Origin of the sequence: Jannaschia formosa (assembly GCF_003340555.1) — a bacterium.
In the GTDB taxonomy this organism is placed as follows: Bacteria; Pseudomonadota; Alphaproteobacteria; order Rhodobacterales; family Rhodobacteraceae; genus Jannaschia; species Jannaschia formosa.
The window spans coordinates 1-24,443 of the sequence record NZ_QPLJ01000002.1; the positions used below are offsets into that span (position 1 = coordinate 1).

Here is a 24,443-nt window from a genome sequence, read left to right on the forward strand (position 1 = left end):
TCCGCACGGACGATCTCGGTCAAGAACGCCATGTGGGGCGAAAGCTTGCCCGCGGTCCCCGCTGCGCGACCCTGCCGCTTCGGTGTTATCACCCCCTGGTCGCGATGAGCGGCCGCCAACCAGACCGCCGTGCTGGCGCTTACACCGAAGACTTGCGCGGCTGCCCGTCGCGAATGACCTGCGGCGATGTAGCGCCAGATCCGTTCGCGAAGGTCCATCGAGTAGGGTCTGCGATCGACGATCCCGAAGCCGTCGTCTCGGGGGCCGATCTGATCCTCCGCTTCAACCACTGGGCCGAGAGGCAGGGGCTCGCCGGCTGGACGCAGCGCAGCCTGGTGAAGGAACTCAAGGCCCGGGGCTTCGAGGAGGGGCGCCGCAGCGACTATCGCGGCCTCAAGGGGCTGCGGCTGCGATGACCCACCGATGCTCCGCCCGCGGCTCGAACCCGCTCCCGCCCGCCGCCATGACCCCGCAAGAGCGCCGCGCCGAACTCTGCCGGCTGCTCGCGCTCGGCCTGATCCGTCTCCGGATGCGCACAGACGCGGTCGACATCGCGGCTGGCGGAGACGTTCCGCTACACTCTCCGCCCGACCGGAGCGGTCATGCAACTCCGACGCAGAGGAGACCCGCATGACGACGCACGACCCGATCCCGGCGCGCCTGGCCGCGCTGAAGACCACGCCGACGCCAGATCTGAAGGCGCAATGGCGCGAGTTGTTCGACAGCGCGCCGCCGCCCTTCAACCGCCGCTACCTGGAGAGCCGGCTGGCCTACCGCATCCAGGAACTGGCCTACGGCGGACTGAAGCCCGAGACGATCCGGCGACTGGAGCGACTGGGCGAGGAACTGGACGGCGGCGACCGAAAGAAGAGCCGCGTTCGTGCCGACACGCTGCCAATCGCCGGCACGCGGCTGATCCGCGAGTGGCAAGGCGTGGAGCATGTCGTCACCGTCACCGCGGACGGCTTCGAATGGCAGGGGCGGCCCTACAGGTCGCTCTCCGCCATCGCCCGCGCCATCACCGGCACGCGCTGGAATGGCTGGGTGTTCTTCGGACTGAAGAACCGGCGGGGGCGGACATGACGAAGCCGATCCTCCGTAAACAGCGCTGCGCGATCTACACACGCAAGTCCTCCGAAGAAGGACTCGAGCAGGAATTCAACAGTCTCCACGCCCAGCGCGAGGCCTGCGAGGCTTATATCGCCAGCCAGCGATCCGAGGGGTGGGTGCTGGTCCGCGATCAGTACGACGACGGCGGCATCTCGGGCGGCACGCTGGAACGCCCTGGCGTGAAGCGGCTGCTGGAGGACATCGAGGACGGGCTGGTCGACGTGGTCGTGGTCTATAAGATCGACCGCCTCAGCCACTCGCTGGCTGACTTCGCCAAGCTGGTCGAGGTGTTCGACCGGAATGGGGTGACCTTCGTCTCGGTGACCCAGTCCTTCAACACGACCACGTCGATGGGGCGGCTGACGCTGAACATCCTGCTCAGCTTCGCCCAGTTCGAGCGGGAGGTCACCGCCGAACGCATCCGCGACAAGGTCGCAGCCAGCCGGAAGAAGGGCATGTGGATGGGCGGAGTGCCGCCCTACGGCTACCGGGTCGAAAACCGAAAACTGGTCATCGACGACGAGCGCGCCGCGCAAGTTCGCTGGATCTTCACCCGCTTCCTTGAGATCGGGTCCTGCACGGAACTGGCGCGGGAGGTCGGCACGCGGGGCCTCCGGACGCCGCGCGGCAACCGGATCGACAAGAAGTACCTCTACCGGCTGCTCAACAACCGCGCCTACGTCGGAGAGGCGGTCCACAAGGGCGACAGCTATCCCGGAGAGCACGACGCGATCATCGACCGCGAGACGTGGGAGCGCGTCCACGCCATCCTGACGGAGAGCCCGCGCAAGCGCGCCGCGAACACCCGCGCCGAGACGCCCGCGCTGCTGAAGGGGCTGCTGTTCGGGCCAGACGGCGCGGCCTTCTCGCCGACCCACACGCGCAAGGGTGACCGGCTCTATCGGTACTACGTGAGCCAGACGGTGCTGAAGCATGGCGCGGGGGCGTGTGCGGTCGGTCGGGTGCCCGCAGGCGAGATCGAGGCTGCGGTCATCGACCAGCTGCGCGCCGTGTTCCGCCAGTCCGAGATCGTGGCGGGCACGTGGAAAGCGGCGCGCGCCCATGCTGACGGCATCACCGAGGCCGACGCCCGCGCAGCGCTGCAGCAGCTTGACCCGCTGTGGGACGAACTCTTCCCCGCCGAGCAGGCACGCATCGTGGCGCTGCTGGTCGAGCGCGTGGACATCAGCACTGAGGGGCTGAACGTACGGCTGCGCGTGGACGGCTTGGTCGGCCTCACGCGCGAGATGCTGGCCGGCGGCATCGGAGAAGCTGCATGACTCGCGCGGCTCCGACCTCCGAATTGGTGACGCTCCACGTCCCATTTCGCGTCGTGAAGCGCGGCGGGCGCAGGGAGATGCATCTGCCGGAGGGGGCCACCCAGCCACGCAGGACAGACACCACCCTCGTCAAGGCACTTGCGCGCGCATTCCGCTGGAAGCGGATGTTGGAAGCCGGTGAGTTCGCCACCATCGCCGAACTGGCTGAGCGGGAGGGGATCGCACCGTCCTACATGACCCGCGTTCTGCGGCTGACACTGCTCGCGCCCGACATGGTCGAGACGATCCTGGACGGGAAGCAGGGGTCGGAGGTCACGCTGGCGCGAGTGATGGAGCCGTTTTCGGTGGAGTGGTATGGCCAACTCGCGGCGCTTCTGCGTTGAAGGATTACCGCAGCCACTGACCTTCCGTAGCCCGATCATGAAAGCCACCGCCGCATAGACGAACACGTTGTGCTTGTTGCGCTCGACGGACAGGATGGCTTCAGATCACAGCGGAGGCAGCCATGGCCCGGAAGGACTTCGACCCGAGCACGGTTCAAGCTGACGAGCGGCCGCCAGGCAAGGCCCTCCTGTTCGATCCGGAGGCGCCCGGACCTTGGAAGGGCTCGATGAACGGGGACTTGATCCAGAGTGCAGTTACCGTGCTGGCTTACGGCAACGACACTCCAGGCGAGGGGCCGCGACTGCACGTCCACCCTTATGACGAGACCTTCATCATCATCGAGGGTCGAGCGAGATTCTTCGTCGGCGAGACCACTATCGAAGCTGGAGCCGGCGAAGTGGTTCTCGGCCCCAGGGGAGTGCCGCATCGCTTCGAGAACGTCGGGCCGGGCCGGCTGCGGACGATCGACGTACATCATTCCCCGCGCTGGATACAAACCGATCTCGCTTAATATTGCGGGGTTTGGTTCCCGCCCCACGTGGGCATCCTCCCGCCTCCCGTGCAAAGCGCTGATTGTCTCCTTCGTCCCCGCCCACGAGCCGCCGGCTACGGCGCTGCTCGAGTCGGGTCGGAACCAGCCCTCACCGGACCTTCATGCCTCGCGCAGCCAAGGTCGGCTTGGAGCGCTTGCTGACAGCGGACTGCCACCGCGAGTTCGCGCGTGCAGCGAGGCGCGCCTCGACACGGACGGCCCAGTCCGGACATTCGCTAAGTATACGGCGAACGGCTTATGCCAGCCCGTAGTGAACCCGCGTTGCTGCCGCAGCCGTCGCACTTGTGACAGAGGCTAGGAGCCTGACAATCGCCAAGACACTACATATTTTTTGCCCGCTACGCGGCGCTGACAGTTCCCGTGAAGCGACCGAGGTCATCTCTGTTGTGCCTGCGATCGAACTTTGGCCGCGTCTTCGTCGCTCAGATACACTGCCGCCCATCCATTTCAGAAAAGCAGTGTTCGGCAATTTGCGTGCGCGTCGTCAGCCAAAGGGCCTCGTCAGAAACGCAACGCGCTGCGATCTCGTTGATCGCCCAGGCAGCGGCAGGGCGGCCGTAGCAGTGGCCATGCGCAAATATGTCGAGAATGATAGTCTCGGCCGGCTGCGTGCGGATGCCCTCGATCGCCTCGGTCACCATCTGGACGAACTGCCCTGGCGTGCGGCCGAAGCGCATCGCATGCGGCAAGTCATTGAACTCGACCGACATCGGAACGGCCAGGATCTCGCCTTCGGGGAAAACCTGGACATAAGGCCGGTCGGCATCGAGAGCGTCGCCATGCCACCGATAGCCCGCTTCGACCAGCCTCTGCTGGGAATCCGGCCCGGATGTGACACGCGGGCTGACCCAGCCAGAGGGGCGCGCGCCGGTTGCGGCCTCAATCGCGGCCGTGCTGCGCGCGATGGATGCTGCGTCTTCCTCGGCGCTCAACGCAGGACCCAGCATGTCTTGTGCCAGCCCGTGGCCAACGATGTCATGCCCGCTCTGCGCTGCGCGGCGCAGCGCATCGGGCTGGCGCTCGGCCACCAGACCCGAAGTCAGGATGCTGGCGCGAATGCCATGCCTTTCTAGAATGTCCAGCAGCCTTCGGCTACCCGCTGCAACATTGTAGCGACCATAGGAGTCTGCGTTCGGATCAAGCATGCCGTCTGGCAGCACGTTACCCATGGGGCCCACCCCCGAGGTCGCGCCGTCACGCCACATCTCCCACGCGACGTTGAAGACAACCGCGATGCGCCGCCCGCCGGGCCAGCATAGGTCGCCCTGAAGCGCGCGCGTCTCGAAAGTGGTCTTTACATCGGTCATGTGCAGGCTCCCTCGGGTACGGCTTTGTCCCCGTTTAGCGGCCGTCAGAACATGCAAGAACTACAATCCTTGCAGCACAAGCTGCACCGGGTGCATGGTAGTTCATGAACGGGATGCAGTCAGAACTGCTGATTATGCACTTCGTGCAGGGCATTGTCCGCCTGTAGCGTGTAGTCAGTCCCGCCGAACCTGACCCCGGCGGATCAAGGGAGGAAGACATGACTACAAACCTTGCACATCGGCTGGCCTGCGCCGCGGCCGCGACCGCCGCCTTGGCCACCGCCGCGCCTGCGGCCGAGATCGAGCTGAAGCTTGCTTGGCTGACCGCGGACAGTCCTACGGACCCCTACGCCATCGCCGCGCATGCCTTCGAGGATGCCATCGAGGCCGCCATGCCAGGCCGGGTCGAGGTGGCACTGTTCCCCAACCGGCAGCTTGGCGACGACAAGGAAATCCTCGAGGGTCTGCAGTTCGGCACGATCGACATGGGGATCATCACCAATGCTGTGGTCGCCAACATCGAGCCGACCTACCAGCTGGTTGATCTGCCGTTCCTGTTCGGCAGCGCAGAGCAGGCGCACGACATGCTGGACGGGCCGGTCGGCGATCAACTGGCTGAAAACCTGCGCCAGCATGGCGTCGTGTCGCTGGGCGCCGCTGAGGGCGGGTTCCGCAACATGATCAACAACATGCGCCCGGTGCGCACGCCCGAGGATGTCGAAGGCGTCAAGTATCGCACCATGCAGAATCCCGTGTTCATCGAGATGTTCTCGTCGCTGGGCGGCAGTCCCATCCCGATGGCATGGGGCGAAGTCTTTACCGCCATGCAGCAAGGCACCGTCGACGGCCTCGAGATCCCGACCTCGGTGGTAAACTCGAACAATTATGCCGACGTGACCAGGTATCTCAGCTTCACGCGCCACACCTATTCCGCAATTCACCTGCTGATGGCTGAGCGCACTTTCGAGGGGCTGCCCGAGGACGTCCAGCAGGCGGTGCTCGACGCGGCCGAGGTCGCGATTGAGGCGCAGCGCACTGCCGTCGCCGCAGCCGAGGCCGAGGTGGTCGCCGCCCTGAAGGCGAAAGGCATGGAGATCAACGACATCGAAGACGTGGCCGCCTTCCGCGCGAAGGTCGGTCCCGTCTACGAGCGCTTCGAGCCGACCATTGGGGCCGATCTGATGCAGGCCGCTCTCGACGCCGTCGCGGCCGAGTAAGCACGTCATGCGCGCCGTCGCATCGCTGATCTCGACCACGAGCCGCGTGACATCGCGGCTCGTGGCCACGCTGTGCATGGGGATCATCTACATCATGCTCGGCCTGCTCGTGACGCAGGTGCTGATGCGCTACTTTCTCGGCGCACCGCCCAGTTGGACCGAAGAGGCCGCGATCATCCTTTTCGCCTGGCTGGTGCTGCTCTACGCGACGGTCGGGCTGCGTGAGGGCTTCCATGTCGCCATCGAGACCGTTCCGGCAGGCTGGCCGCGGCTGCGCGTCTGGGCGGATCGCTTCGTGGCGCTGTTGGCACTGCTGTTCGGCTGCGTCACGCTCACGGCAGGCATGGCCTATGTGGGGCGCACATCCGGGCAGAAGACCGCCGCGCTCCAGCTGCCGATCGAGGTGCTTTATCTTGCCGTGCCGGTCTGTGGTGCGCTGTTCATCCTGCATGCGACGGCCCTCCTGATCGGACCGGCGATCACCCCGACAACCAGCGAGACCGCCACATGACCCTGACCGTTCTGTCCTTGGCCGTCGGCCTGCCCGCCATGCTTCTGTTGCGTGTGCCGTTGGCGCTGGCCATCGGACTCGCCACGATCGCCGCATTCTGGACGGCGGATATCGACATGATTATCTTTGCCCAGCGGATGGTGTCGGGCACACAATCGTTCAGCCTGCTGGCGATCCCTTTCTTCATCCTCGCGGGGGACCTGATGACCGCGGGCGGTATCTCGCGACGGCTGGTCGGCTTCGCTGATGTGCTGGTGCGGCACCGCACCGGCGGACTTGGCATGGTCGCGGTGTTGGCGGCGGCATTTTTTGCCGCCCTTTCGGGCTCGGCCCCCGCCACCACGGCTGCCATCGGCGCGATCATGATCCCGGAGATGGAAAAGCGCGGCTATTCCCGAGCTTTCGCCACCGCGCTGGCCGTGGCGGGCGGGATCATCGGTCCGATGTTGCCGCCCTCGATCCCGATGGTGGTCTGGGGCGTCATGTCGGAAACGTCGATCAGCGACCTGTTCCTGGCAGGTATCGTGCCGGGACTGCTGCTGGCTGCAGGACTGATGATCCTGTGCTGGTGGCACGCGCGCCGTCACGGCATCGCCCCCCAGCCCAAGGCCAACCGCGCCGAGGTGTGGCGCGCCTTCAACGAGGCGAAGTGGGCGCTCTGCGGACCGATCGTGGTGCTGGGCGGCATCTACGGTGGCATCGTCACCCCGACCGAAGCGGCCATCGTTGCCGCCGTGTTCGCGCTGATCCTCGGCTTCGGCCTTTATCGCGAATTGACCCCCGCCAACATCGGCCCGGTCACCCGTGGCTCTCTCCGGACGATGACCATAGTGATGTTCATCATTGCGCTGGCCAATGGCTTCGGCTGGATCATGGCCTTCCAGCAGATCCCCGGCCGCGTCACCGACAGCCTCGCGGGGCTTTCGGACACACCCGTGCTTTATGTGCTGATGCTGAACCTGACGCTGCTCGCCATCGGGTGCGTGATGGACAACCTCGCCGCGATGATCGTGCTGGCGTCGTTCCTGGTGCCCATCGGCGAGCAGCTGGGCATGGATCCGGTGCAATTCGGCGCCATGATCGCGATCAACTTCACGATCGGCATGGCAACACCGCCCTTCGGCTACACGATCTTCGTCGGCGCGGCGATCAGCGGGCTGCGCATCGGCCAGATCGCGCGGCCGCTGGTGCCGATGCTGGGGGTGATGATCGTGGTTCTGCTGCTGGTGGCCTTCGTGCCGCCGGTGACGCTGGCCATCGTCGACCTGCTGCGATGAGCGCCGGGCGATGGTGAACCTGCGCAACTTCGACCTCAACCTGCTGGTCATTTTCCGCGCAATCATGAACCGTGGCTCGATTGCCGGCGCGGCGGACGAAGTAGGCTTGTCGCCATCGGCAGTCAGCCACGCGCTGGGGCGACTGCGTGTCATGCTCAACGACGAGCTGTTCTTCCGCACCGCTGACGGTGTCCGGCCTACCGACCGGGCGCGCGATCTTAATGCCGATATCGAGCGCGGGCTGGGCTTCATCTCGACGGCGATTTCTCAGCAGCACCTGTTCGTTCCAGTCGAAGCCGAGCGGGTCTTCACCATCCAGGTAGCCGATTACGTCTCAGGGTTCCTGCTGCCCAAGCTGGCCCGCCGTCTTCAGGCCGAGGCGCCAGGCGTGTCCATCGACATCCTGCCCTTCTCGGTTTCCTCCGAGAGCGTATGGGATCGCGTTGACATGCAGGTGCGCCTGACGCCCGGCCGGCTCAAGCCCGAGATGGTCCGGAGCCAGAGATTGCTGGCCGACGATATCGTCGTGCTCATGCGCCCCGACCACCCACGCGCTGACGAACCCATGACAGCCGAGCTCTACGCCGCACTACCGCACGTAAAGCTGTCGCAGTCGGCGACAGGGACCACGGTCATCGACGACGCGCTTGCAGCCCGCGGTTTGCGGCGCGATTTGCCAATGACGGTCGCTAGCTGGTTTGACATTCCGGACATCGTGGCGAATTCCGATCTCATCGCCATCGCACCACGACGGCTCTTGTCGCTGGACCCGCGTCTCAGCCGTTTAGTTTCAGCTCCGCTGCCACTTGAGGAGGTTGTTTTCTCCTTTGATCTTTGCTGGGACCTCAGGACGGAGCGGGAACCAGGTCAGAAATGGCTGAGAAGCGTAATCTTGAATACCTTCTCGTCGGTTGGACGTTCCTAATATCACTGAAATTAGCATTGGCTTCGGTTGGCAGGCGGCCGCGCAGGCCGCCATGGCGCTGCGGAAGCTGCTGGGTATAGTGGACTGCAGCATCGCCGTTCGGCTGCTCAGCGCGGGTCGCGCGCGTCGGCCAGAGTGCTGCAACCAGCTTCGCATCGCTATCTTCCTGCGCATTGCTGTCGTTGGCGGTCGGCGCAGCGAATGTCCGCCCCCGCCCTTCCTGCACCCTGACCTCCGTGGCGACACAGGTCTCAACACGCGAGCCGGATGTCGATCAGGCACCCGCCAAGTTACGGGCCCCTCCCGCGTCACCTCACCATCCCCTCCGTAGGCGGAGGCGGGACCGGCTGGGTGACGAGCTCTGGTCGCCGCCGCTCGTAGAAGGCGTTGCCCCCGGCGACGAGCACGTAGTGCATGTTGTCGTACGGCGCGTCGTAGGTGGCCGCGTGGAAGAACTCGGCGTTGCCGATCAGAGGATGCCGCTGCCCGGCCAGGACCGACCGGGCCGCCTCTTGAACGAGCGGCATCGACCGGCTGTCCATGGGGCGGGTCATCACGCCCGGCGCGAACTGGTTAGGCTGAGAAACGACGCCGCAGACGGTGTTCGGGTAGTCGATTGAGGCGACCCGGTTCATGACCACGCTGCCGACGGCGATCAGGCCGTCCCGGCTCGAGCGGATAGACTCGAAGTACATCGCCCGCTCCATGCACTCGGTCTCGCTCGGCCTCTGGAGTGAGCCGCACGCCGTTAGCAGGAACAGGGCGGCGAAGCCCTTTCCGAGCGACCGGCTCATGGTCGAGATGCTCATAGTGGATCCGCGGTACTGCTCGTCGAGTTCTCTGGCTCTTCGAAACGAGGCTACACAGATCACGGGCCCCGCCTCAATGCCGAACACCGGGCTAGCCCCTCAGGCTGCTCCCTTTCGAGCCTCATCCCTGCGGCGAATGTTCGATCCCAGTTCCATGCGCGCGACTGCCCCCGGCGTCGAAGTGTTCAGCATCATCGCTTGGAAAACCGTTCGCAGACCGGTACTTGCAAGCTGTTCACCAAAATGGCGCAGTCATGAGGTCCAGAGAATATCAGCTGTGAGAGACCGTTTTCAAGCGTCCTGGCACCAGGGCCGGTGCTCAGCCGCTCCCGCATAACCCTCGAAAACAACGGAAAAATACGGCCGCAGCCGGATCGGGAGAACGCTTTCGCGAAGGCAGGTGGCGGAGGGGATGGGTCTGACGTCCAACCTTCTCCACCATCCAAGTCATTGTTTTCATGCACGTTCGACTTTCCGAGTCGACGATGAGCGAGCTCAGCGCTGGCGTGCCCACTCCTTTGCCGCCTCCGCCTCGCCAGCATCGAACCACCGCATCTCTGCTCGGGTCACTGCGTTGGCGAGCGACGTGCCCCATTCCATCCACTTACTGTCGCCGACAACCGCGATGCGGGAGAAGTCGTTGCGGTGCGCGGTGTCCATCTGCATGTCTTCGCGGAGCGCAGATAGACCCTCGTAGCCTTGGAAGCCGGTCAGGTCGACGACCATCCCCGGCTTGTCGGCCGACGCCAGTCTTTCGTGTAGCAGAGCGTGCATGCTCTCCATGTCGTCCTTGGTCAGCTTGCCTTCGCAGGCAATTCCGACGACGTCTTCATAATCTTTAAGCGTCTCCGTGAACATGATTTCCCTCCTTTCGCGCCGATTTTCCGTGACCGTAGAGGTCGGCGTTCTGGTGTGCGTTTTCTTCGTGTTCGAACTCAAGGCTGGAATGGGTGACGTCGAAGCGCTCGTTCAGCCGATCCTTGATATCGACCTTGATGGCCTCGATTCGCTTCCAGCCATCCGCGGTGACGACCACGTGGCAATCGAGTGCCGCCTCGTGCTCCTGCATCTGCCAAAGATGTACATGATGAACGTCGGCAACGCCGTCCACGCTCCGCATCGCCTCGATGACGGCCGTACTGTCGATATCCGGCGGGCTTCCCAGCATCAGCGTCCGGACCGGCCCGCCGATCTCGGTGAGGGCGAGGTAGAGGATGTAGAGCGCGATACCGATCGTGATCGCCGGGTCCACCCAGAGCAGGTCGTAGAGGATAATGAGCGTTCCGCCGACGATGACCGCGACCGAGGCCAGCGCGTCCGAGAGGTTGTGCAGGAACAGCGCGCGGATGTTCACGCTGCCCTTCTGCATCGAGTAGGTGAGAACCGCGGTCAGCGTGTCCACGACAAGGGCTACGCCGCCGAGGATCACCACGGTCCAGCCCTGCACCTCCGTCGGCTCGATGAACCGCATCACGCCTTCGTAGATCAAATAGAATCCGACAAGGATCAGCGTCGTGTAGTTGATGAGCGCCGCGACAATCTCGATCCGGCCGTAGCCGAAGGTCATGCGCTCGTCCGCCGGGCGCCGCGCGATCTTGCGCGCAACGAAGGCGATGACGAGCGACGCCATGTCCGAGAAGTTGTGAAGCGCGTCGGCGATCAGGGCGAGGCTGCCCGAGAGGATCCCGCCGGCGATCTGCGCGACCGTCAGAAGACCGTTCGCCCAGATCGCGATGGAGACGCGCCGGTCTCCCGACTTCGGGTCGATGTGGGCGTGACCATGATCATGCGGCATGGTTGATTTCCTCTTGAGCCGAAAGGGCGGTCTCGTCGCTCTCTTCTGCGGTGTCCTCGCCGAACGCTGTTTCGAGACCGGCGGAGACGAGCGCGAAGAGTGCGAACCCCCCGACGAAGGCGAGGGTCGAGATGCGGTTGTCGGACGCCGCTTCGTGCGCCTCCTCAAGCATGTCCTCGACGGCGGCGACCGTGAGGAGACCCGCGACGAAGCTCAGGGCGACATATTTTGCGGCGTCGGGCGCATCACGCAGCAGGAACCATGCGATCAGCGCCATGCCGAGGCAGTAGAGCGGAAACGAAAGCGAGACGAGGATGCGCCGTCTGCGAGCTACCTCCTTCTGGCGCATATTCGCGATGACCGAGTAACCCTCGGGAAAATCGGCCAGGGTCTGACCGGCAGCGAGGACGATGGCGAGCGACGTGGCGACGGCGGAGCCGGACCCGATCATCAGGCCGTCACCCGAAAGATCGACAGCCACGGCGGCGTAGATCAACCACATCGAACTGCCGCCCGACGACGAGGACAGCCGCCCGATCAGCATCTCGGTTCCCACGTAGGCTGCGCCGCCGAGGGCAAAGGACAGGGCGATCCACCAGCCCGCGAGGTTGTCAAGCGCTTCCGGCATCAACTCAATTGCGACGACACCGATAACGATGCCCGAGGCGGCGTGCAGGGCGAGGTTCAGCAATCGCGGCGTCGTTTGCACGAATTCCGCAACCATGCCTCCTGCGAAGTTGCCGAGCCCCGGCAGAAGCGCGAGGCCGATGATGAGCCATAATCCGTCCATGTACGCTTTCTCCTCAGCAACAGTCGCGACGCTCCGTCATGGTTGAGGCAACCCCGAAGACGCCAACTCTGTTTCTTTGGGGACCGGAACCGGTAGGAGGCTCCCCTCGCGGATCGCGCGCACCCGCGCGTTCATCCAGTGCCTGACGATCCTGCGATAGATCGCGTCGCGGAGCGGACCAAAAGCCTGCCGGTGTTTTCCGTAGAACAGGTCCGGTGTGTCAAATGTTCCGAAGTCGCGGGTAATGCCTGTCTTCTGGATGTAGGTGTTTCCGCCGGTCCATTCGACCGGCGGCGCGCTCAGGCAGTCGGTTCCGGCGCCGTAGGCGCATAGGCTTTCGGTGTCGCCGAAAGCCTGCTGTAAGCTGCCGAGGAACGCGCTGTCGAGGATGAACCCCTTGAGCTCGATCCACCGACCTCCGGTCAAGACCTCGACCCAGGAGTGCACGATCTCCTCCGGCGCGATCGGGTAGACCGCTTCCGGCACGACGCCGCGCTGGAGCGCCTTGTGAATGGTGAAACCGTGCAGACGGCACGGCACATCGAGCGCGCGGAGGAGCGCCATCAGGAGCGTCCCCTTCGTGTTGCACTGGCCGTAGCCATCCGCGAGCACGTGGGAGGCCGGAATGTCGTCGGCACGGTTGTACCCGAAAAGAATCTCGTTCCGGACGAAGTCGTATGCGGCGCCGATGCGCTCATGTTCCGTCAGCGCTCGCCATCCTCGCTCATCGATCAGACGGACGATGCCTTCGGATCGGAAGTCGAGAAGCGGCGTAGGGTCAAGCAGACGGGTCTTGTCGATCATGATCGTATCCTTCGAATCGGGTCATGATCTGTGTAATTGCTACAGCGACTGTAGCTTCAAGCCATATCTCAAACGGCGCGCGGTGCGGCGAGAATGACGGCGGCACCAAGGAGGCAGAGGGCTCCACCGGCCAAGTCCCATCCATCCGGCCTTTGCCCCTCGGCGCTCCACATCCAGAGAATCGACGCCGCGATGTAGACCCCGCCATAGGCCGCGAAGGCGCGCCCCGCGAAGCCCGCTTCGACTTGGGCGAGCAGCCAGCCAAAGAGCGCGAGGCTGGCCATGCCCGGCAGAAGCCAAAGCGCGGACGCACCGCCCCGCCACCAGGCCCAGACGGCAAAGCAGCCGGCGATCTCGGCCAACGCGGCCAGCGGATAGATCAGCACCGCCGGCATTTCAGACGCCCTTGTCGTGGTTCGCAAGGCAGGCGGAATGATCGCGAAGGACTTCGAGCACCCGACAGTCAGAGACAGTATCGCGACTGCATTCCCGAAGCATGCGCTTGAGTTCCTTGCGCAAGGCTTCAAGCCGAGAGATCCGGACTTCGACCTCCTTCAACTGGCGGTGCGCGATGACGTCCACCTCGGCGCAGGAACGGTCCGGGTTGTCGGAGAGATCCAGCAACTCCCGGGTCGCTTCGAGCGTGAAGCCGAGCTGGCGCGCGTGCCGGATGAAGGCGAGACGGTCCAGATCAGTGTCACCATAGCGGCGCTGTCCACCCTCGGTCCGCCCGGGCTCCGGTAACAGCCCGATCTGCTCGTAGTAGCGGATGGTTTGCACCTTGGTGCCGGTGCGCTTGGCCAGCGTGCCGATGGCGAGCATGGGATGCCTCCTAAGTGCTACAGTCTGTGTAGATTTTCCTTCGATGGCGGACAAGGCTTCACGAGGACGTCAGGACGGCTGCCCTGATTCAAAAAGTGCTTGAACCTCTACCCACTGTAGCTTGTAAGCGGCGATCAAGCAGGTGAATTGCGAGGCAATCCGGGCAGATGACGGGACTTCAGAAGGGACTTTGGGCGGTGGTGGCCGTCGCCGCGCTCGGGGCGGTTGGGCTGGCGCTCTTTGGCGCACGCACACCGGAGGTGACGGAAAGCGCCGCGTCCTCGGTGGTGGCCGAGTTCGAGTTGACGGGCCATGACGGCGTTGTCCGCACGGCCGAGGACTTCCGGGGTCAGTGGAGCCTCGTCTTCTTCGGCTTTACCAACTGCCCCGACATCTGCCCCACCACGCTGGCAGAGATCGCGCAGGTCATGGACGACCTCGGTCCGCAGGCGGACGCGGTGCAGCCGCTCTTCATCTCGGTCGACAGCGAACGCGACCGGCCCGAGGCGCTGGCCGAGTACGTGCCCCAGTTCCATCCGTCGATCCTGGGGCTCGCCGGCACGCCGGAACAGATCGAGGCCGCCGCCGCGTCCTTCAAGATCTTCTACGAACGCGTCCCCGAGGAGGCCGCGCCTGACGGCTACACGATGGGCCATACGAGCCAGGTATTCCTGTTTGACCCCGAGGGCGCGTTCGTGCGGCTCTACGGCTACGGCACGCCCGCCCCGGATATAACTGCGGACCTCAGCGCCCGGATCGACGCGCATGGATAGACTGCGCGGCGAGACGGCGCTGTGGCTGGCGTGGCTTCTGGCACTCGGGGCATCGCTCGCGGTGCTGTTCCTCGGCGAGGTGCTGGGCCAGATGCCTTGTTCGCTCTGCTGGTTCCAGCGCGCCTTCATGTTCCCGCTCGCCGTCCTGCTCGGGCTCGGGCTCTGGTGGCGCGACCTTGCCGTCGGTCGCTATGGCATCGTCCTGGCGTTGGCCGGAGGCGCAGTCGCCGTCTGGCACCTGGCGCTCTATGTCGGGCTGATCCCTGAACGCATCCAGCCCTGTGCAGCGACCGGGCCCTCCTGCACCGACGCCAACCAGCTGATCCTCGGCGTGCCGATCCCGGCCCTGGCCCTTCTGTCATTTTTTGCCATCGCGGCGCTTTGCGCCCTCTCGCGAAAGGGTACTCCCGCATGACCCGCAGACCGCTCATCCTCTCGATCCTCGCGCTCGCGCTCGTCCTCTTCGCGGGTGGTGCGTGGGTCGTCTCACGCCCGGACGCGCAGGTCGCGACCGTTCCGCTGGAAGTGGCCGAGGCGCTGGTGCGCCCGTGGTCGCCGGTTCTGGGGCCCGAGGAGGCACCAGTCACCATCGTCGAGTTCTTCGACCCGGCCTGCGAGGCCTGCCGCGCCTTCCACCCGATCGTGAAGGACATCATGGCCGAACACGGCGACGCCGTGCGCGTCGTGGTTCGTTACACGCCGTTCCACGGCGAGGTGTCCGAGGTCGCCATTCGCGTTCTGGAAGCCGCCCGGATGCAGGGCGTGTTCGAGCCGGTGATGGACGCGCTGATGCGCGAGCAGCCTCGCTGGGCCTCCCATGGCGGATTGCGACCCGACCTGATCATCGAGATCGCCGGTGAGGTCGGGCTGGACGTCGCGGCGGCGGAAGCGCAGATCCGCTCGCCCGATGTCGTCGCGGTTCTGAACCAGGACCGAGCCGACGTGGAGGAGGTAGGCGTTCGCTACACGCCCACCTTCTTCGTGAATAATCGTCCGCTCGACCCCTTCGGCGAAGCAGAACTCCGCGCGCTCGTTGCGGACGAGGTTCGCCGTGCGGGGTCCTGACCGGATGCAGCACAGATTCTGGAGACGACACATGAGACCCTTTGCGACCGCCGTACTGGCCCTTGCCCTTCTGGCCGCCGCGCCGCCTCTACTTGCCGGCGGGGACGACGTGGTGATCGAGGACGCCTGGTCGCGCGCCTCGATCGGCACGAGCCGGCCCGGCGTCGCCTACATGACGCTTCGCAATGAGGGAACGGAGCCGGCCGTGGTGACGGGGCTTCGCACCGACCTAGCGGTGATGCCGATGATCCATGCCACAACCACCGATGCGCAGGGCGTCACCCGCATGGCGCACATGGAGGAGGTGGAGATCGCCGCTGGCGAGACGGTCGCGCTCGAGCCCGGCAGCCTGCATGTGATGCTCATGGACCTGCAGCGTCCGATGGTCGAGGGCGAGAGCTATACTCTGTCGCTGGTCTTCGCCGATGGCGCGGAAGCCTCGGTCGAGGTGCCAATCCTCGGCATGGCGGCGCGGGGTCCGGCGGAATGATGCGGCGGCGCGCGCTCCTGCGGTATTGCGCGCTCGGGCTTGGCGCACTCGCGGCCACGCTCTTCGTGGGCTGGTGGCAGATCGATGGCCCCGGTGCGCCGGAGACCGCCACGGCCGCCGGGCGCCCGCTGCCGCTGACCGCCATGGACTTCGCGCTGACCGACCACGAGGGGCAACCGGTCGGGCCGGAGACGCTGCTCGGCCGCGCCTCGCTCGTCTTCTTCGGCTTCACCTGGTGCCCGCAGGTCTGCCCGACCACACTGGCCGACATCTCGCATTGGCTCGACGGCCTCGGCGCGGAGGCGGAGGCGCTCGACGTCGTGCTCATTACTGTCGATCCCGAGCGCGATACCGTCGAGACGATGTCCGAATATGTCGGCTACTTCCATTCGCAGATCCGCGGCTGGACCGGCAGCCCCCCGAAGATCGCGCGCGCGGCGGACGGTTTCCGGGTGCGCTACGAGAAGGTCCCGCTCGACGGCGGCGACTACACGATGAACCACACCGCCGGTGTCTTCCTCTTCGACGCAACAGGGGCGCTCGTCAGCATCATCGACTATCACGAGCCGCGCGAGTTCGCGTTGCCGAAGATCCGCCGCGCCATGGAGCGCAGCGTGCCCGGGACGGGATGAACGACCTCATGATAGATTCCTCCGAAACCCTCTTGAACCTACAGTTGCTGGAGGTCCCATCTTCAGGCCAGATGACGGAGACGGCGACATGAACGAGATCAGCCAGCGGGCCAAGTCCCGCACCGCGACCTCCTCCTTCGATGCGGGCAGCTTTGTCCTGCCGGGCGATCCGCCGCCGCGTCTGGCCTCCGCGAAGGCGGCGTCCCTTTGCGGCGGCGAGACGGCTGTCGCGTCCTGTTGCGGTGGACCCTCCGCGACGATGGCCTCCTCCTGTTGCGGTCCCGCGGCGGGCGCGGATGCCGCCTCTTGGCGACGTGTGGACTGGCTCCTCTGGGGCTCCGGCGCGGTGATCGCCGTCGCCTACATCGCCGCCTTCTTCCTGCCCCACGACGCAGCCTTCGGGCTCGGCGTCTTCACGCACGGTGTGCAGGAGATGATGAACCTGATGTGGTGGGGCATCCTTGTCGGCATGCTCGCGGTAGGCCTCATAGACCGCGTGCCGCGCGAGTTCGTGATCGGGATCATCGGCCGCGACCAAGGGGCCAAAAGCCTCGTCCGCGCCGTGCTCGCGGGTGTGCTGCTCGACCTTTGCAACCACGGCGTCCTGATGGTTGGCGCGAAGCTCTACGAGCGCGGCGCGAGCTTGGGCCAGGTCTTCGCCTTCCTCATCGCCTCGCCCTGGAACTCGCTGTCGCTGACGATCATCCTCGGCGTGCTGATGGGCTGGGAGTGGATGGTGGTCTTCCTTGTGGCGTCGCTGCTGATCGCGCTGGTGACGGGCCTCGCCGTCGAGGCGCTGGAGCGCGCGGGCCGCGTGAAGCCGAACCCCAACCGCGTGGACCTGCCCTCCGACTTCCACGTCTGGCGCGAGGCGAGGGCAGGACTGCGCGCCACGCGCTTCGACGCGGCTTTCGCGCAAGACATCGCGCGCCGCGCCTTTCCGGCGAGCCGCATGGTCCTGCGCTGGCTGTTCTTCGGGGTAGTGCTGGCGGCGCTGATCCAGGCGACTGTGCCAACGGAGCTCTTCGAGACCTGGTTCGGTGCGACACTGCTCGGCCTCTTCACCACACTTGTAGCGGCTACGATCATCGAGGTCTGTTCGGAAGGCTCCGTCCCGCTCGCGGCCGATCTGATGACGCGCGCCGCCGCGCCCGGCAATGCCTTCACCTTCTTGATGGCGGGGGCGGCCACGGACTACACCGAGATCCTTGTCCTGCGCGAGGTCACGGGGCGGCTGAAAGCAGCGCTTCTTCTGCCACTCCTGACGGTGCCGCAGGTCCTCTTGATCGGCTGGGCCCTGAACGCCGCGGGATGACGATGCGAACGAATACGAACGGAGGAAACGCCATGCCCAACTTTACCCGACGCAGCTTTCTCTCTGGCGCCGCGAGCCTTGCCGTTCTCGCCCCGCAACTGGGCGTCGCGCAGACTTCGCTTGGGATCCACGTCCTGAAAGATCCGAACTGCGGCTGTTGCGAGGCTTGGGTGCGTATCCTGCAGGCCGAAGGCTTCGAGGTGACCACCGAGACCAGCTTCGGCACGCTCCTTATTCGCCACAAGCTCGACAATGGCATTCCGCAGGAAATGATCTCCTGCCATACTGGCGAGATCGACGGCTACTTCATCGAGGGTCACGTCCCGCCAGCCGACATCCGTAGGCTTCTGTCCGAGCGTCCGGACGCCGTGGGCCTCGCCGTACCCGGCATGCCCTACGGCTCGCCTGGGATGGGGCCGGAGGAAAGTCGCGAGGCCTACGACGTGTTCCTGATCCGCCGCGACGGCAGAACCGAGGTGTTCACGCGCTACGAAGCTGCGTCCTGAATTCTGCTCCTGACGTCAAAGCTGCGAGGCCCACCGCGGATGCTGATCGTCCACGACGAACGGATGCGCGTGGCTCCGCGCGCCCTGGAGGTGCGGGTGATCGAGCGGCAGGTTGTCATGCGTATGCTCGAGGACCTCTGGATCCTCCTTCGGCCAGAGGCGCAGGGCCAGCAGCGCCCCGGCGCCTGCCAGCGCTGCGAGCAGCCCCAGCGCCACGACGGGGCCGAACCGCGTCATCAGGCAGCCGGAGAGCGGATAGGTCACCAGCCAGCAGGCGTGGCTGAGCGCGAACTGGGCGGCGAAGAGCGCGGGCCGGTCCTCGGCATGCGCCGAGCGGCGCAAGAGGCGGCCGGACGGCGTCAGCGCTGCCGAGTAGCCCAAGCCCACGAGCAGCCATGCGCCGAGAAGGAAAGGCCAGTCGAGACCAATGGCGGCGACCTCTCCAGCAAGCGCCAGGAGCGTTAGAACCATGACCGCGGCGCCGCCGACCATCACTGGCCGATCCGGAATGCGGTCAAGCAGTCTCGGCAGCGCCAGCGCCGCCGTCATCGAGCCCGCGCCAAAGGCGAACATTGTCCAGGCGAGCGCGGCCTCAGCCAGCCCCAGCGTGCCGCGCACCAGTACCACCGAGTTGACCAGCACCATCGCGCCCGCCGCGGCGGCGGCGAAGTTCAGCGCCAGCAGCCCGCGCAGCCGCGGCGTCGCGAGATAGATGCGGATGCCCCGCGTGGTGCGATCGTAGATGCCCCGCGGCTCCGACGCCTTCGGACTGGGCAGCAGCACGGACACCACCAGCAGCGCCGAGGCGGCGAAGCCCGCCATGGTGCCTAGGAACAGGGAATTGTAGCTCATCACCGCCAGCAGGACTGCCGCGAGCGTCGGGCTGACGATGTTCTCCAGATCGTAGGCCAGCCGCGACAGCGAGAGCGCGCGGGTGTAGCGCGCCTCGTCGGGCAGAACGTCCGGGATCGTCGCCTGGAAGGTCGGCGTGAAGGCCGCCGAGGCCGATTGCAGCAGGAAGATCAGAACGTAGATCTGCCAGATCTCGGTGACGAACGGCAGGCAGAGCGCGGCGCCAGCGCGGACGACGTCGAGCCCCACCAGCAACGCGCGACGGTTCACACGGGTCGCGAAGGCCCCGGCGATCGGCGCAATCCCGACATAGGCTACCATCTTGATGGTGAAGACGGTGCCCAGCACCATCGCCGCCCCGTCTCCGGCCAGATCGTAGGCAAGCAGCCCGAGCGCGACCGTCGCAAGACCGGTCCCGAGCAGCGCCACGACCTGCGCGAGGAACAGGTGGCGGTAGGTGCGGTCGGCGAGGATGTCGAGCATGGGCGGCCTCAAAGGTAGCGGGCGATGGCCTTCAGCTCGTCGCGGTCCGCGGGGAAATGGTCGGCATCGAGGCAATGGTCCAGGTGATCGTGGATCAGCGCGCGCTTGGCGTTCACCACCGCCTTCTCGACCGCGTGAAGCTGCTGCGCGATCTCCAGGCAGGGCTTGCCTGCTTGGATCATTTCGATCACGGCACGAAGATGCCCCTCGGCGCGCTTCAGCCGTGCGACAAGGGCAGGATGGGTTGCATGGACATGGGGCTTTGTCATAGAAGGACGTTATCCCCCCAGGGGGGATAGAACAAGATGGCTCCATGAATGGGCCACGACGAAGAACGAGTAGACAGGCAAGATCGGTGACACTTCTGCGGACATACGGACGACATGCGTTCGCGGCGCTGCTCTGCCTGTCGCTGGCGGTCTGGTCCGTTATGCCGGCCGCGACCCATGCGCCGACCATCTTCGAGACGCTTCAGGATCATCTGGAGATGATCGCCGATCACGGCCATTCGCATGGCTTCGAAGAAGATCTCTACTGGGCCATGCACGGTCACAGCCACGAGGCAGCCGACCACGATCACGGTCAGGCGCTTCTCCAGTTCGGCAACCGTTCCGGGCCGCTGTTCGGGTCCAGCGATGCATGGCGATTGGCTGCCTCGTCAGGCGGCCCCTCGGCCATCTTCAGAATCGAACGACCTCCGCGCGCCTGATCGATCCTGCGCCCGTTCGGCGCGACTTGAACGATCAGAGACATTACCTGCGGAGAGAATCCATGACCCTGACTTCATGGGGTCCGGACAGGCAGGGGCTGCTGCAAGCGGCCCTTCTGTTCGGCCTCATCCTGACCACGCTGGCCATGTGCCCCAGCCAGGCGCTCGCTCACAACGTGACCGAAGGCGACGCCGGCTACATCCAGGAAATCTGGGGGGTGAACATCATCCCCTTCATCTATCTCGGCGCCAAGCACATGGTGACCGGCTACGACCACATCCTGTTCCTGCTCGGCGTCGTCTTCTTCCTCTACAAGATGAAGGACGTCGGCATCTACGTGAGCCTCTTCGCCCTCGGCCACTCCACCACGATGCTGCTGGGCGTCTGGTTCGGCTGGGGCATCAACGCCTACATCATCGACGCCATCATCGGCCTGTCGGTCGTCTACAAGGCGCTCGACAATCTCGGCGCCTACCAGCGCTGGTTCGGCTTCCAGCCGAACACCAAGGCCGCAACGCTGATTTTCGGCTTCTTCCACGGCACGGGCCTCGCGACCAAGATCCTCGACTACGAGATCGCCTCGGAGGGTCTGCTGGCCAACCTGCTGGCGTTCAACGTCGGCGTCGAGATCGGTCAGCTACTCGCGCTCGGCGTCATCCTCATCGTCATGGGCTATTGGCGGAAAAGCCCGAACTTCTTCCGCCAGGCCTACACCGCCAACGTCGTCATGATGTCCATGGGGTTCATCCTGATGGGCTACCAGATCACCGGCTACTTCGTGGCCGCCTAACGAATTGGAGAGACACATGTTCAATGCACAGAAGCCCAGCCTTCAAGACCTGCCCAGCTCCGCTCAATTGCTCCGCTCCACGGTAATCGCGGCGGTTTCGGCGGCGGCGATCCTCGTCGCGGTCGTGCTTCCCGCCGAATACGGGATCGACCCCACCGGCGCGGGCGGCGTCCTTGGTCTGACCGAGATGGGCGAGATCAAGACCCAGCTCGCGGACGAGGCGGAGGCCGACCGGTTGCTGGAGCTGGAGGCCACCAGCGGCGACCAGTCCAGCTTCCTCGATGGCATCTTCGGCCTGTTCGTCGGGGCGGCCCATGCTCAGGAAGCGGAGGTCTGGCGCGACGAGACCACCTTCACACTGGCGCCCGGGGACTCCGCCGAGTGGAAGCTCGTGATGACCGAGGGCCAGACCGCGGAATACCGGATGCTGGTCGAAGGCGGCCGCGTCAATTTCGACCTGCACGGTCATGGTGGCGGCCAGTCGGTGACCTACGAAAAGGGCCGCGGGTCGACCGGAGACGAAGGCGAGATTGTCGCCGCTTTCGACGGCGAGCACGGCTGGTTCTGGCGCAATCGCGACAGCCAGCCTGCTACCGTGACCGTACAGGTGCGCGGCGAGTACAGCGAGACCATCCAGACGAACTGAAGCCTGGCTGCGCCTGCGGTTCTCCGCAGGCGCAGCCTTCTGCTTGAACCTCAATCGCACGCACGGGCTTGTTCCCGCATCACGGCGTAGTCGGCCAGCATCTCGGAAATCGCCGAGTCCTCAGGCAGCAGGGCCAGTTCCTCGGCCGCCCGGGCCTGGAACTCCCGGCTGTACTCGACCACGGGCGGACATGCGCCGAGGTTGCCGAGGTCAGAAGCGCCCGTCGCGCAGCCGCTCAGCCAGATCGTCGCGAGAACGAGGGCGACGCACCGACGCCTCGAGCATCCGTCGGTGCGCGTCATTGGCTCTCTCCATGGTCTCGAGATGCTCGGCCAGCCGCCCGGCGCGCTCGCCGGAGCGGCGCAGGGCCAGCAGGAACAGAAGGATTGACAGGGCGGTGACGCCGTAGCGGAGCGCCGCACGCGCCCATCCCGACCCCGAAAGGGTCGCGACAATCCCGCCGATCACCGCCGCCCCCACTTCCAGTCGTCGAGCCGGGCGTAGATGGTGACCGCGATCCCGACGAGCGCCACGGCGATGAACACCCAGCGCAGGGTGTCGAGATATGACACGAGCGGCAGGATGGCGGATTGGGTCTCCGCCAGCACCTGCTGCGCCACCTCGACCCCTGCCGCACCGAGCGTCGCCACACCCGCCGCACCGCCGCCCTTCATCGTGCGGCTGTCAGCGAGCACCTCGCGCGCGGGCGGCGTCTCAGCCGCGAAGGCCGTCGCCCGAACCGGGAACCGCTCGCCCCACTGGCGCGCGGGGCCGAGGTCGACGTGGATGAAGCCCGAGCGCGGATAGAAACCGAAGCCGAGGAACCCGACCTCGCGCGCCGCGGCCTCGAACGCCACCGGATCGTGGTTCGACATGGCGATGTCGAAGGCGGCGCCGTCGAGGTGCTTCGACCGGGTCGCGCCGCCGACAGCACGGTTGTGCTCGGGGCTGCGATAGGCGGAGCGGACGATCAGGGGCTTGCCGAGCAGGTCGCGCAGCGCCTGCAGCTTGTCGAGTGCGGGTTCGTTGATCAGCAGCTTGCCGGTGCCCCGGCAGGCGATTTCGGCCGGGCTGAAATTCGGCCAGCGCCACCCGCTCTCGGCTACGTCCCGCCAATGGCGGTAGAAGGTCGTGGTCATGAGGGTCCTCCAAAATCGAAAAACCCGCCACGAGGGCGGGTGCGGTTGCGCTGATGAACGGGGATTGGGCGCGGCTACGGGCTGCCGCCGAAGATCTTCAGCTTGATGGCGATGCCGGCGAGCAGCGCCAGCATGACGCCGGTGGTGATCATGCGGACGGCGGTTTGCATGGCGGTGCGGCGCACCAGCCGGATGCAGTCGACCAGGGAGCGCAGATCGCGGATGTCGAGCGCGGCCTCGTCGCCGTCGAGGCCGACATCGGCCAGCGCACGCTTCGCACCTTCCTCCGCCGCCCGGGTCAGGATCGCCTCGAACTCGGCGTCGGGCATGCGGACGAAGCCCTCGGATCGGGGTGGTGTCATCGAGTCCTCCTCCCGCCGCTCAACCGATCTTGCAGCCCCAGAATGACGTGTGATCGGCGGCGAAGTAACCGTCCGCGACCCGGAAATACCCCTGCAACTCGACGGTATCGCCCGCTGTGAGGGGCACCATGGTCTGCAGCCAGATCGCGGTGGCGAGCGAGACGTGGGTCGCGGAGATTTCGCCGAGGGAGCCGCGGATTTCCGTCGTGCCATTCAGCACGAGCCGCCCGCGCATGCGGGCCGTGGCGCTGGCGTTGATCTTGTAGAGCAGCGTCGCGCCGAAGAGGTAGGTGCCGTCCACAGGCGCCACGAAATGGTTGTTCGCGGCGTCGAAGGCTGCCTGATCATTATAGTCGGTGTTGTTCAGGCCGATCTTCGTCCAGGTGCCGACGCCGACATAGTTGTCGTAGTTCGTGTATGCCTTGAAGCGCGGCAGCCGGGGCTGATCGACGATGCCGGTGGCGTTGTCGACGCTAAGCCCGTCGAAGAAGGTGCTGCCGTCGGCGGATACCGCGAGGCGGAAGCGGTCGGAACCGAACAGCCCCACCAGCGCCTTAGTGACAAAGTTGGTCTGGAGTGTCAGACCGAGATCATCGCCCGCAGCCTCCTTGTTCATGGTGTAGAACAGATCGCCGGTCCCGCCCTCGGACACGGTCTTGGCGGTCCAGAGCGCCGCGTTCAGCTTGGCCGAGAACGGGTTCGACGCATCCGCCGTCGTCCCGAGCCCCAACAGCGCGAGGTTCTGCAGCGTGGCCGGAGTCGTCCCGACCCAGCCGGACCCGTCGTAGACCAGCAACAGTCCCTCGTCCTCGACCCACGCCCGCCAGCCGGTGCGTGGTGGCAGACGCAGCCAGGCGCCATCGGTCCAGATCGCGACGTTCAGGTCCCAGCCTGCCCAGTCGCCCGTTGCGCCGGAGGCGACGATGTAACGGTCGCCATCGGCGGGGCTTCCGGGCGGCGCGGTCAGGTCCCGGTCGAGGACGGAGAGCTGCACGAGCCCGTCGAGCAGCCGCAGCGCCTCGTTGTGGGTGACGTGCTTCTGGGCCTGCGCCGCGAGGATGTAGGGCAGCAGGAGATGGGTCGTGGCGTCGGACAT

General features: G+C 65.6%; 34 protein-coding genes. 19 read left to right on the top strand and 15 right to left on the bottom strand.

The genetic code is table 11. The features are described from left to right. The 5 genes from DR046_RS23930 to DR046_RS02780 form a co-directional block, all read left to right on the top strand. Positions 1 to 416 (top strand): hypothetical protein (locus tag DR046_RS23930; RefSeq protein WP_209313540.1); only part of this gene is annotated, 416 nt, incomplete at its 5' end. Positions 417 to 630: 214 nt separating this feature from the next. Further along, positions 631 to 1,083, top strand: a complete 453-nt coding sequence (locus tag DR046_RS02765; RefSeq protein WP_115379770.1) for a DUF2924 domain-containing protein — start codon at positions 631 to 633, stop codon at positions 1,081 to 1,083. Beyond that, positions 1,080 to 2,390 (top strand): recombinase family protein, encoded by a 1,311-nt coding sequence (locus DR046_RS02770; protein ID WP_115379772.1) that lies wholly within the window; start codon positions 1,080 to 1,082, stop codon positions 2,388 to 2,390. The genes DR046_RS02765 and DR046_RS02770 overlap by 4 nt, the downstream gene beginning before the upstream one ends. Further along, positions 2,387 to 2,773: a ParB/RepB/Spo0J family partition protein gene (locus DR046_RS02775; RefSeq protein ID WP_115379774.1), complete on the top strand. Its 387-nt coding sequence runs from the start codon at positions 2,387 to 2,389 to the stop codon at positions 2,771 to 2,773. The genes DR046_RS02770 and DR046_RS02775 overlap by 4 nt, the downstream gene beginning before the upstream one ends. A gap of 122 nt (positions 2,774 to 2,895) precedes the next feature. Then, positions 2,896 to 3,285, top strand: coding sequence for a cupin domain-containing protein (locus DR046_RS02780; RefSeq protein ID WP_115379776.1), 390 nt, complete (start codon positions 2,896 to 2,898; stop codon positions 3,283 to 3,285). 464 nt (positions 3,286 to 3,749) lie between these two features. Here the strand turns inward: DR046_RS02780 and DR046_RS02785 are convergent, their stop codons facing one another. Continuing rightward, the gene (locus DR046_RS02785; protein ID WP_115379778.1) at positions 3,750 to 4,634 is read right to left on the bottom strand and encodes a polysaccharide deacetylase family protein; all 885 of its coding nucleotides are present in this window, start codon (positions 4,632 to 4,634) and stop codon (positions 3,750 to 3,752) included. A gap of 272 nt (positions 4,635 to 4,906) precedes the next feature. On the opposite strand from DR046_RS02785, the gene DR046_RS02790 reads away from it, so the two are divergent. From DR046_RS02790 to DR046_RS02805, 4 genes are read left to right on the top strand one after another with little or no spacing between them, the layout of a single operon-like run. Beyond that, entirely contained in the window at positions 4,907 to 5,851 is a 945-nt protein-coding gene (locus tag DR046_RS02790) for a DctP family TRAP transporter solute-binding subunit (RefSeq protein WP_245190787.1), read from the top strand. A 7-nt stretch (positions 5,852 to 5,858) separates the two neighbouring features. Further along, entirely contained in the window at positions 5,859 to 6,362 is a 504-nt protein-coding gene (locus tag DR046_RS02795; protein ID WP_115379783.1) for a TRAP transporter small permease, read from the top strand. Next, positions 6,359 to 7,639 carry a TRAP transporter large permease gene (locus tag DR046_RS02800; protein ID WP_115379785.1) on the top strand — a complete coding sequence of 427 codons (1,281 nt, stop codon included), beginning with the start codon at positions 6,359 to 6,361 and terminating at the stop codon, positions 7,637 to 7,639. Before DR046_RS02795 ends, DR046_RS02800 begins: the two co-directional genes overlap by 4 nt. A gap of 10 nt (positions 7,640 to 7,649) precedes the next feature. Then, positions 7,650 to 8,564: a LysR family transcriptional regulator gene (locus DR046_RS02805; protein ID WP_115379787.1), complete on the top strand. Its 915-nt coding sequence runs from the start codon at positions 7,650 to 7,652 to the stop codon at positions 8,562 to 8,564. Between the two features lie 308 nt (positions 8,565 to 8,872). On the opposite strand, the gene DR046_RS02810 is transcribed toward DR046_RS02805, so the two are convergent. From DR046_RS02810 to DR046_RS02840, 7 genes are all read right to left on the bottom strand, one after another. Then, on the bottom strand, positions 8,873 to 9,358 hold the full coding sequence (locus tag DR046_RS02810) for a cell wall hydrolase (protein ID WP_115380357.1): 486 nt from the start codon (positions 9,356 to 9,358) through the stop codon (positions 8,873 to 8,875). A 510-nt stretch (positions 9,359 to 9,868) separates the two neighbouring features. Beyond that, positions 9,869 to 10,231, bottom strand: a complete 363-nt coding sequence (locus tag DR046_RS02815; RefSeq protein WP_115379789.1) for a SpoIIAA family protein — start codon at positions 10,229 to 10,231, stop codon at positions 9,869 to 9,871. Next, positions 10,212 to 11,168 (bottom strand): cation diffusion facilitator family transporter, encoded by a 957-nt coding sequence (locus DR046_RS02820; RefSeq protein WP_115379791.1) that lies wholly within the window; start codon positions 11,166 to 11,168, stop codon positions 10,212 to 10,214. Before DR046_RS02820 ends, DR046_RS02815 begins: the two co-directional genes overlap by 20 nt. Then, entirely contained in the window at positions 11,158 to 11,958 is an 801-nt protein-coding gene (locus DR046_RS02825) for a ZIP family metal transporter (RefSeq protein ID WP_115379793.1), read from the bottom strand. Before DR046_RS02825 ends, DR046_RS02820 begins: the two co-directional genes overlap by 11 nt. 36 nt (positions 11,959 to 11,994) lie before the next feature. After that, a complete protein-coding gene (locus DR046_RS02830; RefSeq protein WP_115379795.1) occupies positions 11,995 to 12,762 on the bottom strand; it encodes a transglutaminase-like domain-containing protein in 768 nt (255 codons plus the stop codon). Between the two features lie 68 nt (positions 12,763 to 12,830). Then, positions 12,831 to 13,157: a YnfA family protein gene (locus tag DR046_RS02835; protein WP_115379797.1), complete on the bottom strand. Its 327-nt coding sequence runs from the start codon at positions 13,155 to 13,157 to the stop codon at positions 12,831 to 12,833. Position 13,158: 1 nt separating this feature from the next. Beyond that, positions 13,159 to 13,584, bottom strand: a complete 426-nt coding sequence (locus DR046_RS02840) for a MerR family transcriptional regulator (RefSeq protein ID WP_115379799.1) — start codon at positions 13,582 to 13,584, stop codon at positions 13,159 to 13,161. Between the two features lie 167 nt (positions 13,585 to 13,751). Between DR046_RS02840 and DR046_RS02845 the strand changes: the two genes are divergently transcribed. The 7 genes from DR046_RS02845 to DR046_RS02875 all read left to right on the top strand — a co-directional run bounded on the left by DR046_RS02845 (position 13,752) and on the right by DR046_RS02875 (position 18,365). Then, on the top strand, positions 13,752 to 14,357 hold the full coding sequence (locus tag DR046_RS02845) for an SCO family protein (protein WP_115379801.1): 606 nt from the start codon (positions 13,752 to 13,754) through the stop codon (positions 14,355 to 14,357). Beyond that, positions 14,350 to 14,772: a disulfide bond formation protein B gene (locus DR046_RS02850; RefSeq protein ID WP_115379802.1), complete on the top strand. Its 423-nt coding sequence runs from the start codon at positions 14,350 to 14,352 to the stop codon at positions 14,770 to 14,772. The genes DR046_RS02845 and DR046_RS02850 overlap by 8 nt, the downstream gene beginning before the upstream one ends. Then, on the top strand, positions 14,769 to 15,422 hold the full coding sequence (locus DR046_RS02855) for a DsbA family protein (RefSeq protein ID WP_115379804.1): 654 nt from the start codon (positions 14,769 to 14,771) through the stop codon (positions 15,420 to 15,422). Before DR046_RS02850 ends, DR046_RS02855 begins: the two co-directional genes overlap by 4 nt. Positions 15,423 to 15,453: 31 nt before the next feature. After that, complete coding sequence (locus DR046_RS02860) at positions 15,454 to 15,912, top strand: copper chaperone PCu(A)C (RefSeq protein WP_115379806.1); 459 nt, start codon at positions 15,454 to 15,456, stop codon at positions 15,910 to 15,912. Beyond that, a complete protein-coding gene (locus DR046_RS02865; protein WP_115379808.1) occupies positions 15,912 to 16,544 on the top strand; it encodes an SCO family protein in 633 nt (210 codons plus the stop codon). Before DR046_RS02860 ends, DR046_RS02865 begins: the two co-directional genes overlap by 1 nt. Before the next feature lie 88 nt (positions 16,545 to 16,632). Next, entirely contained in the window at positions 16,633 to 17,859 is a 1,227-nt protein-coding gene (locus DR046_RS02870; RefSeq protein WP_209313541.1) for a permease, read from the top strand. Positions 17,860 to 17,891: 32 nt separating this feature from the next. Continuing rightward, a complete protein-coding gene (locus DR046_RS02875) occupies positions 17,892 to 18,365 on the top strand; it encodes a DUF411 domain-containing protein (RefSeq protein ID WP_115379810.1) in 474 nt (157 codons plus the stop codon). Positions 18,366 to 18,380: 15 nt separating this feature from the next. Here the strand turns inward: DR046_RS02875 and DR046_RS02880 are convergent, their stop codons facing one another. Beyond that, a complete protein-coding gene (locus DR046_RS02880) occupies positions 18,381 to 19,700 on the bottom strand; it encodes an MFS transporter (RefSeq protein ID WP_115379812.1) in 1,320 nt (439 codons plus the stop codon). 8 nt (positions 19,701 to 19,708) lie between these two features. Next, on the bottom strand, positions 19,709 to 19,969 hold the full coding sequence (locus DR046_RS02885) for a metal-sensing transcriptional repressor (RefSeq protein ID WP_115379814.1): 261 nt from the start codon (positions 19,967 to 19,969) through the stop codon (positions 19,709 to 19,711). Between the two features lie 86 nt (positions 19,970 to 20,055). Here DR046_RS02885 and DR046_RS02890 point away from each other — a divergent pair, with 86 nt between their 5' ends. From DR046_RS02890 to DR046_RS02900, 3 genes are all read left to right on the top strand, one after another. Continuing rightward, positions 20,056 to 20,409 carry a hypothetical protein gene (locus DR046_RS02890; RefSeq protein WP_115379816.1) on the top strand — a complete coding sequence of 118 codons (354 nt, stop codon included), beginning with the start codon at positions 20,056 to 20,058 and terminating at the stop codon, positions 20,407 to 20,409. 146 nt (positions 20,410 to 20,555) lie between these two features. Next, the gene (locus tag DR046_RS02895; RefSeq protein WP_115380361.1) at positions 20,556 to 21,200 is read left to right on the top strand and encodes a HupE/UreJ family protein; all 645 of its coding nucleotides are present in this window, start codon (positions 20,556 to 20,558) and stop codon (positions 21,198 to 21,200) included. A 16-nt stretch (positions 21,201 to 21,216) separates the two neighbouring features. Then, entirely contained in the window at positions 21,217 to 21,846 is a 630-nt protein-coding gene (locus tag DR046_RS02900; protein ID WP_115379818.1) for a transmembrane anchor protein, read from the top strand. A 50-nt stretch (positions 21,847 to 21,896) separates the two neighbouring features. Here the strand turns inward: DR046_RS02900 and DR046_RS24740 are convergent, their stop codons facing one another. From DR046_RS24740 to DR046_RS02925, 5 genes are all read right to left on the bottom strand, one after another. Beyond that, on the bottom strand, positions 21,897 to 22,028 hold the full coding sequence (locus tag DR046_RS24740; protein WP_306418022.1) for a hypothetical protein: 132 nt from the start codon (positions 22,026 to 22,028) through the stop codon (positions 21,897 to 21,899). 28 nt (positions 22,029 to 22,056) lie between these two features. Then, positions 22,057 to 22,314 carry a hypothetical protein gene (locus DR046_RS02910; RefSeq protein WP_115380363.1) on the bottom strand — a complete coding sequence of 86 codons (258 nt, stop codon included), beginning with the start codon at positions 22,312 to 22,314 and terminating at the stop codon, positions 22,057 to 22,059. Beyond that, positions 22,311 to 22,985, bottom strand: coding sequence for a YcbK family protein (locus tag DR046_RS02915; protein ID WP_115379822.1), 675 nt, complete (start codon positions 22,983 to 22,985; stop codon positions 22,311 to 22,313). The genes DR046_RS02910 and DR046_RS02915 overlap by 4 nt, the downstream gene beginning before the upstream one ends. Positions 22,986 to 23,059: 74 nt before the next feature. Further along, positions 23,060 to 23,347 (bottom strand): DUF6127 family protein, encoded by a 288-nt coding sequence (locus DR046_RS02920; RefSeq protein WP_085378178.1) that lies wholly within the window; start codon positions 23,345 to 23,347, stop codon positions 23,060 to 23,062. Positions 23,348 to 23,366: 19 nt separating this feature from the next. Continuing rightward, positions 23,367 to 24,443, bottom strand: a complete 1,077-nt coding sequence (locus tag DR046_RS02925) for a DUF2793 domain-containing protein (RefSeq protein ID WP_115379824.1) — start codon at positions 24,441 to 24,443, stop codon at positions 23,367 to 23,369.

Bases quoted from the DNA above. Each gene is read 5' to 3' on its own strand.
- DR046_RS02805 (WP_115379787.1), top strand. From the start codon at position 7,650: ATGGTGAACCTGCGCAACTTCGACCTCAACCTGCTGGTCATTTTCCGC.
- DR046_RS02840 (WP_115379799.1), bottom strand. From the start codon at position 13,584: ATGCTCGCCATCGGCACGCTGGCCAAGCGCACCGGCACCAAGGTGCAA.
- DR046_RS02820 (WP_115379791.1), bottom strand. From the start codon at position 11,168: ATGCCGCATGATCATGGTCACGCCCACATCGACCCGAAGTCGGGAGAC.
- DR046_RS02830 (WP_115379795.1), bottom strand. From the start codon at position 12,762: ATGATCGACAAGACCCGTCTGCTTGACCCTACGCCGCTTCTCGACTTC.
- DR046_RS02875 (WP_115379810.1), top strand. From the start codon at position 17,892: ATGCCCAACTTTACCCGACGCAGCTTTCTCTCTGGCGCCGCGAGCCTT.
- DR046_RS02835 (WP_115379797.1), bottom strand. From the start codon at position 13,157: ATGCCGGCGGTGCTGATCTATCCGCTGGCCGCGTTGGCCGAGATCGCC.
- DR046_RS02920 (WP_085378178.1), bottom strand. From the start codon at position 23,347: ATGACACCACCCCGATCCGAGGGCTTCGTCCGCATGCCCGACGCCGAG.
- DR046_RS02865 (WP_115379808.1), top strand. From the start codon at position 15,912: ATGCGGCGGCGCGCGCTCCTGCGGTATTGCGCGCTCGGGCTTGGCGCA.
- DR046_RS02915 (WP_115379822.1), bottom strand. From the start codon at position 22,985: ATGACCACGACCTTCTACCGCCATTGGCGGGACGTAGCCGAGAGCGGG.
- DR046_RS02785 (WP_115379778.1), bottom strand. From the start codon at position 4,634: ATGACCGATGTAAAGACCACTTTCGAGACGCGCGCGCTTCAGGGCGAC.
- DR046_RS02850 (WP_115379802.1), top strand. From the start codon at position 14,350: ATGGATAGACTGCGCGGCGAGACGGCGCTGTGGCTGGCGTGGCTTCTG.
- DR046_RS02775 (WP_115379774.1), top strand. From the start codon at position 2,387: ATGACTCGCGCGGCTCCGACCTCCGAATTGGTGACGCTCCACGTCCCA.
- DR046_RS02925 (WP_115379824.1), bottom strand. From the start codon at position 24,443: ATGTCCGACGCCACGACCCATCTCCTGCTGCCCTACATCCTCGCGGCG.
- DR046_RS02780 (WP_115379776.1), top strand. From the start codon at position 2,896: ATGGCCCGGAAGGACTTCGACCCGAGCACGGTTCAAGCTGACGAGCGG.
- DR046_RS02870 (WP_209313541.1), top strand. From the start codon at position 16,633: ATGAACGAGATCAGCCAGCGGGCCAAGTCCCGCACCGCGACCTCCTCC.
- DR046_RS02880 (WP_115379812.1), bottom strand. From the start codon at position 19,700: ATGCTCGACATCCTCGCCGACCGCACCTACCGCCACCTGTTCCTCGCG.
- DR046_RS02765 (WP_115379770.1), top strand. From the start codon at position 631: ATGACGACGCACGACCCGATCCCGGCGCGCCTGGCCGCGCTGAAGACC.
- DR046_RS02795 (WP_115379783.1), top strand. From the start codon at position 5,859: ATGCGCGCCGTCGCATCGCTGATCTCGACCACGAGCCGCGTGACATCG.
- DR046_RS02855 (WP_115379804.1), top strand. From the start codon at position 14,769: ATGACCCGCAGACCGCTCATCCTCTCGATCCTCGCGCTCGCGCTCGTC.
- DR046_RS02810 (WP_115380357.1), bottom strand. From the start codon at position 9,358: ATGAGCCGGTCGCTCGGAAAGGGCTTCGCCGCCCTGTTCCTGCTAACG.
- DR046_RS02770 (WP_115379772.1), top strand. From the start codon at position 1,080: ATGACGAAGCCGATCCTCCGTAAACAGCGCTGCGCGATCTACACACGC.
- DR046_RS02825 (WP_115379793.1), bottom strand. From the start codon at position 11,958: ATGGACGGATTATGGCTCATCATCGGCCTCGCGCTTCTGCCGGGGCTC.
- DR046_RS02900 (WP_115379818.1), top strand. From the start codon at position 21,217: ATGTTCAATGCACAGAAGCCCAGCCTTCAAGACCTGCCCAGCTCCGCT.
- DR046_RS02815 (WP_115379789.1), bottom strand. From the start codon at position 10,231: ATGTTCACGGAGACGCTTAAAGATTATGAAGACGTCGTCGGAATTGCC.
- DR046_RS02800 (WP_115379785.1), top strand. From the start codon at position 6,359: ATGACCCTGACCGTTCTGTCCTTGGCCGTCGGCCTGCCCGCCATGCTT.
- DR046_RS02860 (WP_115379806.1), top strand. From the start codon at position 15,454: ATGAGACCCTTTGCGACCGCCGTACTGGCCCTTGCCCTTCTGGCCGCC.
- DR046_RS02845 (WP_115379801.1), top strand. From the start codon at position 13,752: ATGACGGGACTTCAGAAGGGACTTTGGGCGGTGGTGGCCGTCGCCGCG.
- DR046_RS02885 (WP_115379814.1), bottom strand. From the start codon at position 19,969: ATGACAAAGCCCCATGTCCATGCAACCCATCCTGCCCTTGTCGCACGG.
- DR046_RS02895 (WP_115380361.1), top strand. From the start codon at position 20,556: ATGTGCCCCAGCCAGGCGCTCGCTCACAACGTGACCGAAGGCGACGCC.